At 40.3% G+C, this 16,625-nt stretch carries 12 protein-coding genes; 3 read left to right on the top strand and 9 right to left on the bottom strand.

Going from position 1 to position 16,625, the window contains the following annotated elements; translation table 11 throughout:
• Nucleotides 1–4: 4 nt before the first annotated feature.
• From BUA96_RS16410 to BUA96_RS16380, 7 genes are all read right to left on the bottom strand, one after another.
• The gene (locus tag BUA96_RS16410) at nucleotides 5–4,651 is read right to left on the bottom strand and encodes a T9SS type B sorting domain-containing protein (protein WP_072985007.1); all 4,647 of its coding nucleotides are present in this window, start codon (nucleotides 4,649–4,651) and stop codon (nucleotides 5–7) included.
• A 65-nt stretch (nucleotides 4,652–4,716) separates the two neighbouring features.
• Nucleotides 4,717–6,120 (bottom strand): MptA/MptB family glycosyltransferase, encoded by a 1,404-nt coding sequence (locus tag BUA96_RS16405; protein WP_072985005.1) that lies wholly within the window; start codon nucleotides 6,118–6,120, stop codon nucleotides 4,717–4,719.
• A gap of 55 nt (nucleotides 6,121–6,175) precedes the next feature.
• A complete protein-coding gene (locus BUA96_RS16400; RefSeq protein ID WP_072985003.1) occupies nucleotides 6,176–7,648 on the bottom strand; it encodes a cellulose synthase family protein in 1,473 nt (490 codons plus the stop codon).
• Nucleotides 7,648–8,337 carry a glycosyltransferase family 2 protein gene (locus BUA96_RS16395; protein ID WP_072985001.1) on the bottom strand — a complete coding sequence of 230 codons (690 nt, stop codon included), beginning with the start codon at nucleotides 8,335–8,337 and terminating at the stop codon, nucleotides 7,648–7,650. The genes BUA96_RS16400 and BUA96_RS16395 overlap by 1 nt, the downstream gene beginning before the upstream one ends.
• 384 nt (nucleotides 8,338–8,721) lie before the next feature.
• Nucleotides 8,722–8,934: a PLDc N-terminal domain-containing protein gene (locus BUA96_RS16390; protein ID WP_072984999.1), complete on the bottom strand. Its 213-nt coding sequence runs from the start codon at nucleotides 8,932–8,934 to the stop codon at nucleotides 8,722–8,724.
• Nucleotides 8,935–8,974: 40 nt separating this feature from the next.
• Nucleotides 8,975–10,564, bottom strand: a complete 1,590-nt coding sequence (locus BUA96_RS16385) for a 4Fe-4S binding protein (RefSeq protein WP_072984997.1) — start codon at nucleotides 10,562–10,564, stop codon at nucleotides 8,975–8,977.
• Nucleotides 10,561–11,862, bottom strand: a complete 1,302-nt coding sequence (locus tag BUA96_RS16380) for an NAD(P)/FAD-dependent oxidoreductase (RefSeq protein WP_072984995.1) — start codon at nucleotides 11,860–11,862, stop codon at nucleotides 10,561–10,563. The genes BUA96_RS16385 and BUA96_RS16380 overlap by 4 nt, the downstream gene beginning before the upstream one ends.
• A gap of 119 nt (nucleotides 11,863–11,981) precedes the next feature.
• Here BUA96_RS16380 and BUA96_RS16375 point away from each other — a divergent pair, with 119 nt between their 5' ends.
• Nucleotides 11,982–13,007 carry a glycoside hydrolase family 113 gene (locus BUA96_RS16375; protein WP_072984993.1) on the top strand — a complete coding sequence of 342 codons (1,026 nt, stop codon included), beginning with the start codon at nucleotides 11,982–11,984 and terminating at the stop codon, nucleotides 13,005–13,007.
• Between the two features lie 100 nt (nucleotides 13,008–13,107).
• Complete coding sequence (locus BUA96_RS16370) at nucleotides 13,108–13,266, top strand: YqaE/Pmp3 family membrane protein (RefSeq protein ID WP_072984991.1); 159 nt, start codon at nucleotides 13,108–13,110, stop codon at nucleotides 13,264–13,266.
• Between the two features lie 120 nt (nucleotides 13,267–13,386).
• On the opposite strand, the gene BUA96_RS16365 is transcribed toward BUA96_RS16370, so the two are convergent.
• Both BUA96_RS16365 and BUA96_RS16360 read right to left on the bottom strand, forming a co-directional pair.
• Nucleotides 13,387–14,100 (bottom strand): TIGR04283 family arsenosugar biosynthesis glycosyltransferase, encoded by a 714-nt coding sequence (locus BUA96_RS16365; protein WP_072984989.1) that lies wholly within the window; start codon nucleotides 14,098–14,100, stop codon nucleotides 13,387–13,389.
• An 81-nt stretch (nucleotides 14,101–14,181) separates the two neighbouring features.
• On the bottom strand, nucleotides 14,182–14,985 hold the full coding sequence (locus BUA96_RS16360; protein WP_128755750.1) for a DUF547 domain-containing protein: 804 nt from the start codon (nucleotides 14,983–14,985) through the stop codon (nucleotides 14,182–14,184).
• Nucleotides 14,986–15,283: 298 nt separating this feature from the next.
• Between BUA96_RS16360 and der the strand changes: the two genes are divergently transcribed.
• Nucleotides 15,284–16,585: a ribosome biogenesis GTPase Der gene (gene der, locus BUA96_RS16355; protein ID WP_072984987.1), complete on the top strand. Its 1,302-nt coding sequence runs from the start codon at nucleotides 15,284–15,286 to the stop codon at nucleotides 16,583–16,585.
• The last annotated feature ends 40 nt before the right edge of the window (nucleotides 16,586–16,625 follow it).

The following is a 16,625-nucleotide window of genomic DNA, read 5'->3' as shown; positions in this document are numbered from 1 at the left end:
CTGATTAACGCTTGAGAACTAAGAAGCCTTCAGCAGGAGGTTGATTGTTGGTTCCAGTTAAAATAATTCTGAAGAAATAGGTGCCTTCTGGCAATTTTCCGGCACCAAAATTTACTTTACGATTTGCAATTCCGGTAAAGGAATGTGTTGCGTTGTCATAATTTTCCATTTCAAAAACAAGATCTCCCCAACGGTTAAAAATCTGAACCAAATTATCTGGATGATCAGTGATATTAGGAATAAACCACGATTCATTAATGCCGTCTCCGTCTGGTGAGAAGCCATATTTTTTATCAAAAATCGCAGTTTCTTCTGCGGTTGCAGTAGTAAAATAAAACTGTTCACAGTTTGAAGCTGTGCCATTAGTATTGTATGGTGTAATAGAAATGTATAAAACTGTTTCCTCTGGTAAAAGATCATTTAAGGTATAGGAGGTGATATTCCCTACATCAAGATTACTTACAATATCTTGAGTGTTTGGATTTGAACCGATATTCAAAATATAACCAGTGACATTTTCTACGGAAGCCCAATTAAACCGAAGGTCTGTAGGGTTATCAGCACTTTCTGGCACTGGGTTTAACAGTTCTGTGCATAACGGAGGTAGTGGTTCTGCCTGAGTGATAAAACTAAAAATTTCGCAAGAAGTTGCCTTACCTCCATTATTATATGGTGTGATCTTCACATAGATCCTAGTATCGTAGGGCAGGTTATCCTGCAGATAATAAGTGGTTGAGTTGCCCACATCAAAAGCATCAATATAGGATGTGGCATCAGGATTAGTACCTATAGAAAGGTAATAGCCACTTGCTTCTGAAACAGGTAACCAGCTAAAGGAAGTGTTTATAAATGCTCCATTAGCATTAGGGGAAGGGTTGCTCAACGTTGTGCAGGGCGGAGGATCTATGGCTGAAACTGTACTAAAAGATTCCTCGCTACAGCCTAAAGTTTCTCCAGCTTCATTATACGGTGTAATCGTTACATAAATTGTTTGATCATTAAAGAATTCTAGAGCATAATCAAAGGTTAAAGTGTTACCCACATCTACCTGATTGGCAATATTGCTTAAGCCTGAGGATGTCCCAGCATTAATAATGTAGCCTGCTGCACTATCAGCAGGAGCCCAAGAAATAGTTGCATCAAGGGCTACATCAATCGCACCATCCACCGGACTCGTTAAAGTGGTACAAGCTGGTGCGGTGATGAGTGTATCGGTTGTGAAGGATGCTTCCGTACAGCCGGTAGCGTTTCCTGCGGAATTGTACGGGATGATGCTTACGAAAATTTCTGTGTTTTCGGGTAAATCATCGGTGTGGTTGTAAACCGTCTGATTGCCTACGTCTAGATTGTCTATTATTTGGGTGCCACCACTTGAAGTGCCAACGTTCAGTAAATATCCTGTTGCCTCTGCCGAAGGATTCCAGCTTAGTTCAACATCAAGAGCTACATCAGTCGCACCATTCACCGGACTCGTTAATGTCGTACAAGCTGGTGGGGTGATGAGTGTTTCGGTTGTGAAGGATGCTTCGGTGCAGCCGGAAGCGTTTCCTGCGGAATTGTACGGGATGATGCTTACGAAAATTTCAGTGTTTTCGGGTAAATTTTCAGTGAGGTTATACACCGTCTGATTTCCTACATCTAGATTATCTATTATTTGAGTGCCACCACTTGAAGTGCCAACGTTTAGCAAATATCCTGTTGCCTCTGCGGAAGCATTCCAACTTAGTTCAACATCAAGAGCCACATCAATCGCACCATCCACCGGACTCGTTAAAGTGGTACAAGCTGGTGGTGTGATGAGTGTTTCGGTTGTGAAGGATGCTTCGGTGCAGCCGGTAGCGTTTCCTGTGGAATTGTACGGGATGATGCTTACGAAAATTTCTGTGTTTTCAGGTAAATTTTCGGTGAGGTTGTAAACCGTCTGATTGCCTACATCTAGATTATCTATTATTTGAGTGCCACCACTTGAAGTGCCAACGTTTAGTAAATATCCTGTTGCCTCAGCGGAAGCATTCCAACTTAGTTCAACATCAAGAGCTACATCAGTCGCACCATCTGCCGGACTCATCAAAGTTGTACAAGCTGGTGGGGTGATGAGTGTTTCGGTTGTGAAGGATGTTTCCGTACAGCCGGTAGCGTTTCCAAACGTATTAGTAGGTATTATAGTTACAAAATATTCAGTTCCTGCTTCAAAGGTGCCTTCAGGAACTTCATAATATGTTGAAGCAACAGTTTGATTTAAAACATTGTCAGTTCCTGATGAAGTGCCTACCTGTACAATATAATTATCTGCAGCATTTGCCGGTTCCCAATACAGGTCAGAAGTTAAAGCTACCTCTTGAGCACCATATAAAGGTCGGCCCAATTGTGTGCAATCTGGCGGAATCGCTAGAGTACTTGTAGTAAACATTTCTTCTGTACAGCCCGAAATCTCACCATCAGAAAAATAAGGGATTATAGTAACATATATATCTTGGTTAGCAGGTAGGTCATTTTCAAAATTGTAGAGCTCAAGATCACCAACATCTAAGTTGTTCACTAGATCTACTCCTCCTGAACTAGTGCCTACACTTAAAATATATCCGCAGGCACCATTAGTATTTTCCCAAGCAATCCCGGTATTTATTGCAACATCAGTTGCTGTGTTTACTGGGTTTGTTAAGCTGACGCAAGTTTTATTTACGGTAACATTAACTGTAATGTCATTACGCTGGAGTAATAGATTTTTCCCACCCGATCCCGGAGCGTTTGAATTTTCAAACGGAACCAAATCACTAGTGATTTCACTATGATAAATACCGCTATCGCAATCATTCACATCGGTTAGAATAAGTTCTGGAGCATCTGGAGCATCGGCTAGTTCTATCCCATCCTTAAACCATTTGTAATGATTTTGATTACCGCGTACCGTAGTAGTAAGCGTGATGTTTTCACCTGCATTGGGCGCAATAGTTTCAACCTCATTCACTTTTGCCTGAGGAGCATAAGTGTATGCTCTAAACAAAACAAGTGAAGGGGATGAAGACCAATAGGTGTTCAAGAGATCAACATAGCTGAGGTGCTCGGCTTCAAAATCGCCAAAATGAAAATAGTTGTCGTTAAACCTTAATTCAAAGTAATTAGTTCGTCTATCTACAGCAAGATTTGTAAAATCTGGAATTCTACCAGATAATAGATTATAGCTTACATCAAGTTCATCAGAAGCTCCCAAAGCACCATTTGCGTTCCATATATCATAATATTGATCTATAATATCTGTACCCGAAAATAGATTATGATGCAAGATTAAAGAACCCAATTTACCATTTTGAGTAATGTCTAAGGATTCAATTTGATTGTTTGATGCATCGAGATAGTGTAGTTCAGGATTTTGAGTAAGATCAAGTCCTGTATTAGCAAACAGATTGTCATCTATGTATAACATTCTTAACTCGTTATTAGATGATACATCTAATGTGGGGATTTTGTTAGTTCCCAAATTCAAATTTTCGAGAAGAATATTGGCCTGAAGATCTATACCAGGCAGTTCATTGTTATTTAAGATAAGTCTTTCAAGAATCGTGTTTGTAGAAAGGTCAAGACTCGAGATTAAATTATAAGAGGCATCCAGATAAACCAAGTTAAGGTTCTGGCTTGTTTCTAAGGTTGCAAATGAGTTATGAGCTAGTCGTAGGTCGCTTAAGTTTGTATTTTGACTTAGATCAAGGGCATCCATATAGTTATGACTAGCGTTTAGGGTTGTTAATGCCTCATTTTGCGTTATGTCAAGTTGTAAGCCGGGACTTTCTTGTTTTCTGGTAATAGTTAAGTTTTGCAGCATACTTGCATCAGCAAAGGAAGCAGAAGCAATATTGTGGTCGCTAATACTTATGGCGGTCAAGGTTGACGTTTGGGGTATATCAATAGTTTCGGTATTTGTGCTTTGAAGTGAGATAGCTTCAAGTGCCAAAAAATTTGACAAATCAACATCTATAATATTCCCACCTTGAATAGCAACTGTTTTGAGTGTGTTTTGCTCACTTGGAAGCGTGGCGGTGATGGGATAATTATTATTGAAATTTGTGCTTAGCGACAAAGACTCCAGACTGCTATAACCCGAAAAATCAACCGTAATATCATTGTGCATCAACAAGTAAATAGAAATCACAGTATTGGTGTCTGGGAAAATCACATTTTGAAGATTTCTAAAATTATAGATATTGATATCTTCGAGTTGCAGGTTATTGCTGAGGTCTATAACGGTAATAGGCCCAGAATTTGATCCTCCATTTGCTCTCGCTTGAAATCGTTTAAGATTGGGATTGCCGCTTAGATCTAAACTAGCCAACACCATATTTTGGTTAAATACGAGTTCCTCTAATAAAGAGAGCGTTGTTAATGGTAACGTAGCAAACTGATTAGTCCCGGCGTCTAGAGTAACTAGATTTACAAAAGCTTCAAGGCCGGTAAAATCTGTGATGGTGTTTATTGAAATGTTGAGGGCTGTTACCGCTTGAGCATCTGCATTAAGGATGTTGCCATTAAGTCCGTTAGAATCAATACCTTGATCAACAAGAAATTGTTCAAAATTAGCATCAGGTATTGTAGTGGTTTGAGAATTTGCACAAAAGAAACACAAAGCAAATAAGCAACCTACAAAAAGAGTTTTCATTTAATTGGTTTAGAGGGCACTAGAACTAGTAAAGTTATCTTATTCTTGAAAAATTGAAGCTTGTTTTAGCGTGTTTTCTCCAACAGATTATTTTTATAGAACTCCCAGATAAAAAATCCTAGTACTACCAAATATTCTACTGCGACCAACCAAAAGTTTTCTTCTACGCGATCTATTTTATATGCAGAATAGCTGAGGAAAACGACTAAACTCCATACAATCGCAAAGCGAAATCTTGTAAAGACTGAAAGCAATAAAGGGGTTGCGATATACCAAGGATGAACCGTTGTGGCGCATAGAAAATAAAGCGAAGTACCTAAAAGTAGGGTGTTCATTAAATGTTGCTTGCGATCACTTTTCCTGATTAGAGCAAGAAGCATTAATCCTGCGATAACTACAATTGGTAACATTTTTCCTGCTGTAGCGATAATGTTGTATCCTTTCACTTGAAAACCAATCCATCGTATGATATAATACACACTGGCATTAAACTCAAATTTTTGAAACCAAAGTCCGATGGTTTGTGAAAAATGAGCTACTAATTCTTCAGTAAAAAAGGGTGTGAAGCTGAGTATAAAAACACCAATTACCACAAAATAGTACCGAAGTAACTTCCATAGGGATTGCAGCGGTTTTTCAGCTAAAAGTTTAAAAGGTTTTGAGTTTTCTTCGGTTTTTGAATGCGCCGTGATCAAATACTGAAAGAATAACGGAAGCATCAGCAAGGGTAGTAATTTGATAGCAATGGAAAGTCCCATCAAGAGTGCAGACCAGAACCAGTTTCCTCTGAATAAAAGATAGAGAGAAGCCAGCAAGAAAAATAACATCACCCCTTCAAAATGCAAATTCCCGGTGAGCTCGATGATGATAAACGGATTTAAAAAATACCAGAAGATCTGATGCTCGGGCAGTTTTAGTTTTTTTAATAATTTTCTTCCTATCCAGAAGATTCCTAAGTCTGCAGCAATACAGCAGATACGCAAAACGATCACACCTCCTAAAATTGAGTTTCCACTTAAAATTCCCGAAAGCCAAAAGAAGAATTGATTTACCGGTGGATAATTTGAGTAATGTTGCCGGCTGAGAGCGCCCATTCCATTAAATAAATCCTGAGCTTGTGCAATGGGTATTTCACCTAAAGCAACCCACTGATCAGGTGTGTTTAAATAAGGATTGAGGCTTTCTGCAAGCAACTTTCCATCCCATAAAAACCTGAAATAATCTTGAGAAAGATTGGGCAGTGCGATTAGAAAAACCAGCCGTGCAGCAATACCAAGGATCAGCAAGATCTTAACGTTGAATTTAAAGGACTGAATAAGCTTATAGCTTAGGAAGAATGCTCCGGCGTAAAGACTGATCAACCGTATAAAATCATAACGCTCCAGGTCGTAAGCAAAGGCTGCATAGAAGCCTAAAAGCGTTACCGCCATTACTATCTGAATTTTATAAACTTTTAAGGTTTCAAGCATTAAGAAGTGGTTGAGAGCCTAAAAATACAGAATCTATTTTGCTTCTGAATCCAAATTAGATTCGGCTAAAGATGGACTTGAAAGCGACAAATCCGAATCCTGCAAAAAGCATCAGATGAAAAAGGATCAACCCGAAGTCATTCACCTTAAAAGCGCTGTAGATGGCAAAACCAAAATAAAGAAACAGTATACTTTCTAATAGCATACCTGAAGAAAGATTCTTTTTGAGATAAATATTGCCGCTCCATTGTTCGCCTAATTTGCTGACATTAAATTTTGGCGTGCGTATAAATTCTGATTTTTTACCAAAATGTCCCTCTAAAACAGCAAGTGAGTTGTGCACGCTAAAGCCCATCGCCACCGAAAAGAACGTGAAAAACATTCCGATATACTTAAAGAAATTTTGGATTCCGCCGCCGTGAATACGCTTATAGGTCACCCAATAACAGCCAAAGAAAATGACCGTGCTCACTGCAAAAGCAGCGATCACATTAAAATACCAACTGTAGGCAGGATTGTTGTTTTTGATGTACAAAATAGGAACGCTTAAAATGGCTACCAGTAGTACTAAAAGGAACATACTGCTGTTAAGCAGATGAAAAAAACTATGAAATTTAGTCTTAAAACTTACCGAAGGATCTTTGAGCAAGCGCCCATAAAGTTTCTGAAAATTCTCTGCTGCGCCTTTATTCCATCTAAATTGTTGCGAGCGGGCTGCGCTAATGGCAACCGGTAATTCTGCCGGGGTTTCAACATCTTCCAGATACTTAAAATCCCATTTTTTTAACTGTGCACGATAGCTAAGATCAAGATCTTCGGTTAGGGTGTCGCCCTGCCAGTTACCTGCATCTAGAATACACGTCTTGCGCCAGATACCCGCTGTGCCATTAAAGTTGATAAAATGATGTCCAAAATTGCGACCTACTTGTTCCAGCACAAAGTGAAAGTCTAGTGCAAAAGCCTGAATCTTGGTAAGCAACGAATAATCCCGGTTGAGGTGCGCCCAGCGCGTTTGTACCACTCCTATATTTTCATCTTTGAAGTAAGGCACAGTCTTTTGCAACCAATCAGGATTAGGCACAAAGTCTGAATCAAAAATGGCGATAAATTCGCCTTTTGCGATCGCAAGTCCTTCTTTTAATGCTCCGGCTTTAAAACCTTGGCGATTGGTGCGGGTGATGTGTTTTATTGGGATTCCCGCTGCCTGTAAAGTTTCAATTTTACGTTGCGTGGTTTGCAGACTTTCATCGGTAGAATCATCTAGAACCTGAATCTCGAGTTTGTCTAGCGGGTAATCTATTTGTGCAATATTGTCAAGCAGCCGTTCTACCACATACAATTCATTATAAAGTGGCAATTGAATGGTCACAAACGGAATTTCTTCAGCTTTAGAAAAGTCAAAAACCGGAGCGTCATCTTTCTTTTTTTTCGCTTTTAAATAATTCAAAAGCAGATTCAGTTGTGCCAGGCTATACAGAAAGATCACTGTTAGCGCCAACGTATAAATGATGACAATCACGGTTTGCATTACTTAAAACTGTACTTAAAAATCCAGCCTAGAATTTTTACACCGGCAAATATAGCACCTTTGACGGTTCCTGAAACTTTAGAAACTCCTATGCGGTTTCGGTATTTTACGGGTATTTCTACATAGCTTAATTTTTGCTTTAAGGCCTTAAGCTGCATTTCTACCGTCCATCCGTAGGTTTGATCTTGCATATGTAAAGCGAGCAACTTATCGTATTTGATCGCTCTAAACGGACCAAGATCTGTAAAACTCGAATCAAAGATCCAGCGCATTAACGTTGTTGCGAGCCAATTGCCAAAACGCTGCGGAAACGTCATACTCCCGCTTTCGCGAAAGCGTTTTACACGAGCGCCAATCACAAAGTCAATACCTTCGTGAATAATAGGAGTTACGAGTTCGTCTAATTGCTCCGGGTAATCGCTATAATCGCCATCCAGAAAGACTACGATATCGGGATTTTGCTCCTGCGCAGCGATGTATTGCATCCCTTTGAGGCAGGCCAAACCATAGCCGGGTCTGTTTTCCCTGAGCACAACAGCTCCTGCTTCTTGCGCCCGTGCTTCAGTTTGATCGCTAGAATTATTATTCACTACAATGATCTCGTCGACATGATTCGGGATGTCTTTGATCACCAGACCTATCGAATCTTCTTCGTTAAAAGCAGGAATAATTACCTTAATCAAGGTCATGAATGCAGGGGTTTTATAAAATACAAATCGTATACGGCTATAGTCGATTTTTCAAAAATAGCTTACGGCAGCAGCTCTTTGTAAACAGGTTATTTGTGTAAGCTTCAATATTTTAACATTGATATTGAAAACCGAACGCACAAACCTAACGTATATGTAAGTGATTGATGTTAAAAACTATACTGACAGTATTGATCTTTAAATAGAACTCATGTTGTATTGATTAGCCTTAATACCAAAAACTGAAGATTGTTTGTTTGTTATATGATTTGTTTAAAGGTGGAAGTGGAGACTTCCGCCTTTTTTTTGTTTTAAATGGAAAGCGATTGCTACGGTACTTTTAGCCTTTCAGCAGAAGTACATCGAAAAACTTAGCGTCGAGCTTTAATTTATGCGTTGTTTACGCCCAACTAAAAAGTAAAGTATCGATCCCAGAAAATTGAAGAATAATACAATGAGCACCCAGATGATTTTGTTGCTCCCGGAAAACTCGTGGCGCACAATATCAACCAACGCGATGATAGGCAAGATCAATCCGAATACGCCAAAAATTAAAATCAAAAGTACTTGCCAGGGTCCTACCATTCCGAGAATCATAATGTAAAAGATTTTAGGAGTTTAATATACAGTAATAAATCTAATTTTGATTTAGATAATCCATTAAATCAACATCGTTTCCTAGAAGCACTTCGCGGCTGTTGATGCGTTTTTCGGTATAAGCATTTTCTAATTTTAAAACCCCACGCGGGCAAACCGCAGAGCAGATACCGCAACCAACACAGCTGGCGCGAACAATGTTTTCACCTTTCTGAGCGTATGCGCGTACATCGATACCCATTTCGCAATAGCTTGAGCAATTTCCGCAAGAAATGCATTGACCACCATTTGTTGTGATTCTGAATTTTGAAAATAAACGTTGCTGAAGCCCCAGGATCGCGGCCATTGGGCAACCAAAACGACACCACACCCGATTTCCGAAAATAGGGTAGAAGCCGGTACCGATCACTCCACTAAAAATACTACCAATTAAAAATCCGTAAGTAGTACGCAGGGTTTCTGCCGGAATTAAAAAAAGTGTGCTTCCGCTGGAAAAATGAATTCCTATTAAAGCGAGCACGATAACCAAATAACCAACGGCACCGTAACGTGCGTCTTGCTTTAATTCTTCCTTTTTAAAAAGCCAGATCAAACCGAAAAGCGCCGTTAGAAAAACAGCAACTCCAATGAGAAACACATCTTTGGTTAGCCAGTATTTTTCAGAATCGTAGCCCAGATAGGTGGCGACTACGGCTGTGGTCATCACCACTACAAAAACCAAAACACTGTGCACCACCCAGCGTTCTACCTTCCAGGCAAATTCGCTTTTATCACTTAAATGTCTAAAAGGATCACCCGCAGTTTCTGCGAGTCCGCCGCAACCACACACCCAACTGCAATACCAGCGTTTTCCATATTTATACGTCAAAATAGGAGTGATCACAAAGATCGAAGCGATCCCAAAAATCAACAGCGCCAGACCGATGCTTCCAGAGGAGATGAAGCCATCCACGCGGTACTGCTCAAAATTGTAGTAATTGAGCGGCCAGATGTTCTTTAGATCGTAATACGGCAGATTGAAATCATCACTATTCAGTCGCGCCATAAACTCAGGAATCAGAAAAGCAAAAGCGGTTTGAAAAAACATCACGCTTAGTGTACGTAGGCGTTCATAGCGGTTGTGGCGGTATTTCCATAAAAACTTAATCCCAAAACCAAGGATGGCGATGGTATAAAGTGTGCCGTACACAAACCACTGGCTGGCGGGATTTCCGCTCAAAATTTTACTCAGCGGATCAAATAAAGCGATGAGTCCGCTGTTTTCTCCTTCGGTATTGAGACCTAAAAGTTCTGCTTTAAAGTAGAGTACAATGTAAAAACCGGTCAATGCCAGCCCGGCAACCCAAGCTAGAAACCCGCGATTAGAAATTGATTTGAACCAGACGCCGTCGTTTTTAATTCCGGCTTGCTTATCTGCATAAGCTCCGTAAGAAAACAAAACGATCCCAACAAAAATCGAAGTTAGCGCTGTGGTGAGCCATAGGCTTTGGTTCATTAACCGCACATTAAAAATGGCGAGTACAAGTAGTAACAAACCGCCTACGCCCAATGCCGTTGCCAATTTTTGAATTGTGTTTAATGCAGCCGGTGGTTGCCCGGTGAGCGACATATCACGTTGTACAGAACTCATGCTTTACTATTTGCGCCGCTAAATGCAGCGTTAATGTTTGAATAATAAGATTTAAAAAACTCAGGATCAAAATTGGCTTGCGCTAAGTTGTGAACTACTTCGTCAACAGATTTTCGGGTATTGAGCCAGTGGTCTAAAACGTCGTGTCGCATTCTAATACCAAAGGTGTTGATACCCAAAAAGGCACGAGTTTCCTTGTGATAGGCAATAGTGATGCATTTGGTATTGTCAGGATGCTTCCAATGAAAATGCGCCTCGTAAGGTTTTTTGTTTTTATTGCTAAAGACCCAGCCATAGGTTTGATATTCAATATCAAAGAATTTTGCGCTGTTAAACCAATTGCCGGGATTGTATTCAAAAGGCGTCCCGCAGATGGTTTGCGCCACCGTTTCTCCCATCATTCTGCCGGTGTACCAAACCGCCTCAACCGGTTTGCGTAAACCTATGGCTTCGTGCTGCTGAGCACAATCGCCAATGGCATAAACGTGGGCTTGATTGGTTTGAAGCAGTCGATTTACCAAAATGCCTTTGTCTGTGGCGATGCCACTCCCTTCTAAAAAATCAATTTTAGGTTTAACACCCGTGGTTATTCCTACCAAATTGCAGCTGATTTCTTTGCCGCTCTTTGTGCGTATGGCTCGTACGTTACCCTGCGCATCGCCAAGAATTTCATCTAATTCTTCTTCGTGAAGCAAATTAATGTGATGACTTTTTATGTGCTCTGAAATCATTTGCGCATCAGCTTCAGGCAAGACGCTAGACCAAAATCCTTTTTCGCGTACCAGCATCGTAACTTCGATCTTACGGGTATGCAGCATTTCGGCGAGTTCAACGCCTATGAGTCCGCCGCCTACAATTACCGCCTTTGGGCAAGCTTGGTTGTTAGGGGCATTTTTCTCGAGTAATTCAAGATCTTGTTTAGAGACTAAACCTTGAACGCCATGCAGCTCAAGACCCTTCCAGCCGTAAGTTGCAGGAACAGATCCGGTAGCGAGAATCAAGGTGTCATAAGTGATTGTATCGCCCTTTGCAAGTAGGAGCGTCTTGTTTGCAGTGTCAACTTTTTTGACGTAGGCTTGTTTGAGGTCGATTCGGTTTTTAGACCAAAAATGATCTTCATAAGGTTTGAGATCTTTAAAGCGCATATGGCCCATATAGACATACATCAAGGCCGTGCGCGAAAAAAAATGCTCACTTTCCGCAGAAATAATAGTGATTTTTTTATCAGAATTTTTGCGAATATGTCGCGCCGCGGTTACCCCGGCGATCCCATTACCCACAATGACCACGTGCTCCATAAATGTCAAGGTTGTTTTTACAAGATAAGAACTTAGCTTCCTCTTAAATACATTTTAACGGCAATTTTAGACGAAAGAAAACCGGGAAGCTATCTTAAATTTCCAGTATTTTTAGAGCAATGAAAAAACTAACCTTCTTCATCACCTTCTGTATTCTGGCAATCTGCCTGTTAGGCTGTTCGGCAACAACAGTGGTGAAAGATAAAATCAACGGAGTGAGTTTTGTGGCTTCGCGCGACACGCTTCAGCAAAAAAATATTGATCCCATTCTCAATATTGGAGCTAATGCTGCGGCAATTATGCCCTTTGGTTTTATTCGGGATAAGAATCATCCGCAGTTGCAGTTCAACTCAGAGCGGCAATGGTATGGCGAGCGCTATGAAGGGGTGAAACAATACATTGAATTACTGCATCAAAATGCAATAGATGTTATGCTGAAGCCGCACATCTGGATCTGGCACGGGGAATTTACCGGAGATATGCAAATGAATTCTGAAGCCGATTGGAAGCTTTTTGAAAACAGCTATGAAGAATTTATTTTATTGTACGCGCAACTTGCCGAAGAAACGCAAACTGAGATTTTATGCATAGGTACCGAATTGTTCAACTTTGTTGACCAACGACCAGAGTTTTGGCAGCAGCTGATCAAGAATGTTAGAGCTATCTATTCCGGTAAAATCACGTATGCCGAAAATTGGGATAAAGTAGATCGCGTGCCGTTTTGGTCAGATCTCGATTTTATAGGTGTTGATGCGTATTTTCCAGTGGCTGAAGCGCAAACCCCAACGGTAAAAGAGGCCATTGCAGGCTGGATTCCACATAAAAAAGTAATAGCATCTCTTTCAAAACAAAATAACATCCCTGTACTTTTTACTGAATTTGGTTACCGAAGCGCAGACTACGCCGGGAAAGAACCGTGGGCTAGCGATCGCCACGAAGGCGCGATGAATACTAAAGCGCAAGTTAATTTGTATCAGGCTTTATTTGAAACGTTTTGGGACGAACCTTGGTTTGCCGGTGGCTATGCGTGGAAATGGTTTCACGATCACGAGCGGGCGACGGCTACCGGAAATAATAGGTTTACGCCTCAAGGCAAGGAGGCCGAGATGCTTTTGAAAAAGTGGTATTTAAATTCTGTTAACTAATACCTTAAATATGTCAAACTCTTGCTAATTGGTAAGAGTTTAAGAGGTTAACTTTTTGGTTGTTTTTAGCTTAGCGGTACTAACTAAAAAATTACCAATTATGTCCATTTTAACCATTATACTTTCTATTCTACTTCCACCATTGGGAGTTGCGCTAAGCAAAGGTTTAGGTAAAGATTTTATCATCAATGTGATCTTAACGCTTTTGGGCTGGTTGCCCGGTGTGATCCACGCATTCTATGTGAATAGCAGAGGATAATTTCTGAGAAATAATCTAAAAAAAGGGTTTTACGAATGTTGTGTAAAACCCTTTTTTTATTGGCGCCGCTAAAGGATTTATACGCTGTATCGAAAAGAATTTTACTTAGGTAACTAAGATCTAAGCCACCGGTTTTTTTAGGTGTTTACAGTAATAAGCGAGTAATTCTTCGGCGGAAGCACCAAACCACTTTTTCACGTAGATCGCCCAAAAATGGTATTGTACATACCATACGCCATACTTTTCATACATACGTGCTGAAGATTGTATTGGCTGCTGGATCACGACAAAACTGTTTCGGGCGTAGAGTTCGTTGATCAGGATATTGTCTTCGTAAATGATATAGCTTTCATCAAAACCGCCAATTTCATCAAAAAGTTCACGCGTGATAAACTGACTTTGATCACCACCTCTGCACGCTCTCCAACTGAATTTAGTTAACCAGCTGGCCAAACGCAACCACCAATGTTTACTGTCAAAGCGCATTTTAAAGCAGCCTGCGGGATTACCTTTTGCAACTTCTTTCTCAATCAATACATCAAAATGCTTTGGAGGAAATGAATCTGCATGTAAGAAATAGAGGATCTCTCCTTTTGCAGCTTGGGCGCCGGCATTCATTTGTTTTGCACGACCTCGCTGAGAAGTTATAAGGCTAACCGCTAACCGGTTTGTGTCTTTAAACTGTTGAGCCAGCGCGAGCGTATCATCGTTACTTCCGCCATCTACGATAATAAGTTCAACCGCGAGCACGCGGCCAATCTGATCTTTAAGATGGTCTAGGAGGCAGGGTAAGTTTTCAGATTCATTAAGAACCGGGATAACAATACTTATCATTAAGAAGTGTTCTGGTGCGCTTTAGATGCTAGGGGATTTTCAAATCTAAAGGAATTCAGCGAATTACAGTAAAAATTAAAATTATTGTTCGTTTAAACTCCAATCGTAATTTTTATAAGAAACGCTTGCTCCTGCATTGATTTTGGTAGTGCTGAATTGATTCACATAATCAATGATCGTGGGTGTTTCAGTAGTGATAAAATCTTTTTTATACCAATCAAAAATAGAGGAAAGCTTTACGCTATTCTTTCCAATTTCATTTTTGTCAGAATTGATAAACTCTTTAGTCGCACGATCTAGTTGCTCGTTGATCTTACCGGCGGTATAGGCTTCATCCAGTAATTTAGGGCATGACATCGACGCACAATTGATCGCAAAATGAATACGAGGTTCGTTCATTTTACGCAGAACCCCATTTTCGATCCCACCAAGCGCAAGCTTTTTATTTCCTACAGGAACAATACTTCTAGTCCAGGCACCGTCAATATCTTTAATACTCTCTACCGGGTAATTATTTAAGATTAAATCTACCGTATATGCGTTGTAAAGGTTGATATAATATGCAAGCAATTCTTGCACAGACCAGTCACTATTTGGCGTATATGAAGAAAGTTGAGTTAAATACTTATTTAGCGCACCACGATCTTTATTAAAACCTTTGTAGTCTACCATACCGTCTGCATTCACATGCTTTTTTAGCAAGGCATCCCAAGCACTGTGATCAACATTTTCTGCTGAATTGGCGGTGGTCGAGGTGAGTTTGTCCGGCGTTTCTTTAGTAGGCTGACCGCCGCTAGTGATTCCGGCAGCAGAAAGCAAGTTGCAGCTGTGAAGGCTAAGTGCGATTATGAGAAGCAGGCAAATACGTTTCATAAGTAAATACATAAACTGGGTTGTTTTGATATACATACGCAAGATAACGGCAAGTAGATTTGAGCAACCTAATATTAACAAGAACCTTAACAGATTTTGGGTAGAATTTGGGTTTTAAAGTGTTGAGGTAGATGTATTGGTCTGATTTATTGCGAATTACCTAAAATACGGTGATTTAAAATATGTGCCGTTTATTATCGTAATTTTGCACCGCAAAAACTACCTTACGGAAAAGCCGCACAGGTGGTTAAATAGAAAACCTAGCGTTTTCTAAATCTCGATGTTCGAGTAAAAGCATAAAGTAAGTTTTATGAGTATTGTAGCTATTGTAGGGAGACCTAACGTGGGTAAATCCACTTTTTTTAACCGTTTGATTCAACGTAGAGAAGCTATTGTTGATTCTGTGAGCGGTGTTACTCGTGACCGTCACTATGGGAAGACTGACTGGAATGGGAAGGAATTTTCGGTAATTGATACCGGAGGTTATGTACGCGGAAGTGATGACATTTTTGAAGAACAAATAGATAGGCAAGTAGAACTTGCGATCGATGAGGCAGACGCCATTATTTTTATGGTTGATGTAGAAGCGGGTGTTACCGGGATGGATGAAGATGTAGCCACTTTGTTACGTCGCCAATCTAAGCCGGTATTTCTTGCTGTGAATAAAGTAGACAACGCGATGCGTGCAGACGATGCTGTGGAGTTTTACAGTTTAGGCCTTGGTGAGTATTATACCATTGCGAGTATAAGTGGTAGTGGTACCGGAGAATTATTAGATGCTTTAGTTGAAGTACTTTCGGAGAAAGTAGAGGAAGAAGAATCTATATTACCGCGATTTGCTGTGGTGGGAAGACCTAATGCCGGGAAATCTTCATTCATTAATGCTTTGATAGGTGAAGACCGATATATCGTGACCGACATTGCCGGAACCACGCGTGATGCGATCGATACCAAATACAACCGTTTTGGGTTTGAATTTAATCTTGTAGATACGGCAGGAATTCGTCGTAAATCTAAAGTTAAAGAAGATCTTGAGTTTTATTCTGTAATGCGATCAGTGCGAGCGATTGAGCACTGCGATGTGTGCTTACTTGTGGTAGATGCTACACGTGGTTTTGACGGCCAGGTTCAAAATATTTTTTGGTTAGCAGAACGCAACAGAAAAGGGATTGTGATTCTTATCAACAAATGGGATTTGGTTGAAAAGGAAAATAAAACCATGCGAGAGTTTGAGAAATACATTCGCACACAGATAGAACCTTTTACAGATGTGCCAATTGTGTTTATTTCGGCACTTACGAAACAACGTGTTTATAAGGCTATTGAGACCGCTGTAAAAGTATATGAGAGCAGAAGCAAGCGTATTAAAACCAGCGAACTTAACGATTATATGTTGCCGCTTATTGAAGCGACTCCGCCACCTGCGACTAAAGGGAAATACATCAAGATCAAATATTGTATGCAGTTGCCTACGCCGCACCCGCAGTTTGCGTTTTTCTGTAATCTTCCGCAGTATGTGAAAGATCCTTATAAGCGTTTTATAGAAAATAAATTGCGCGAGGCCTTTGATTTTGAAGGAGTGCCGATTGCAGTTTATTTCAGAAAGAAGTAATACGTTTTTTCAGAATTGATTATAAAAACCCACATTTTTT

The organism is Leeuwenhoekiella palythoae, from assembly GCF_900130045.1.
Taxonomy (GTDB): Bacteria; Bacteroidota; Bacteroidia; order Flavobacteriales; family Flavobacteriaceae; genus Leeuwenhoekiella; species Leeuwenhoekiella palythoae.
This window is presented reverse-complemented; position numbering and strand designations above follow the sequence as displayed.

What these genes read in the sequence shown, in the direction of transcription:
- BUA96_RS16395 (WP_072985001.1), bottom strand. Translation starts at nt 8,337, where the DNA reads ATGACCTTGATTAAGGTAATTATTCCTGCTTTTAACGAAGAAGATTCG.
- BUA96_RS16375 (WP_072984993.1), top strand. Translation starts at nt 11,982, where the DNA reads ATGAAAAAACTAACCTTCTTCATCACCTTCTGTATTCTGGCAATCTGC.
- der (WP_072984987.1), top strand. Translation starts at nt 15,284, where the DNA reads ATGAGTATTGTAGCTATTGTAGGGAGACCTAACGTGGGTAAATCCACT.
- BUA96_RS16385 (WP_072984997.1), bottom strand. Translation starts at nt 10,564, where the DNA reads ATGAGTTCTGTACAACGTGATATGTCGCTCACCGGGCAACCACCGGCT.
- BUA96_RS16360 (WP_128755750.1), bottom strand. Translation starts at nt 14,985, where the DNA reads ATGTATTTACTTATGAAACGTATTTGCCTGCTTCTCATAATCGCACTT.
- BUA96_RS16370 (WP_072984991.1), top strand. Translation starts at nt 13,108, where the DNA reads ATGTCCATTTTAACCATTATACTTTCTATTCTACTTCCACCATTGGGA.
- BUA96_RS16365 (WP_072984989.1), bottom strand. Translation starts at nt 14,100, where the DNA reads ATGATAAGTATTGTTATCCCGGTTCTTAATGAATCTGAAAACTTACCC.
- BUA96_RS16390 (WP_072984999.1), bottom strand. Translation starts at nt 8,934, where the DNA reads ATGATTCTCGGAATGGTAGGACCCTGGCAAGTACTTTTGATTTTAATT.
- BUA96_RS16405 (WP_072985005.1), bottom strand. Translation starts at nt 6,120, where the DNA reads ATGCTTGAAACCTTAAAAGTTTATAAAATTCAGATAGTAATGGCGGTA.
- BUA96_RS16380 (WP_072984995.1), bottom strand. Translation starts at nt 11,862, where the DNA reads ATGGAGCACGTGGTCATTGTGGGTAATGGGATCGCCGGGGTAACCGCG.
- BUA96_RS16410 (WP_072985007.1), bottom strand. Translation starts at nt 4,651, where the DNA reads ATGAAAACTCTTTTTGTAGGTTGCTTATTTGCTTTGTGTTTCTTTTGT.
- BUA96_RS16400 (WP_072985003.1), bottom strand. Translation starts at nt 7,648, where the DNA reads ATGCAAACCGTGATTGTCATCATTTATACGTTGGCGCTAACAGTGATC.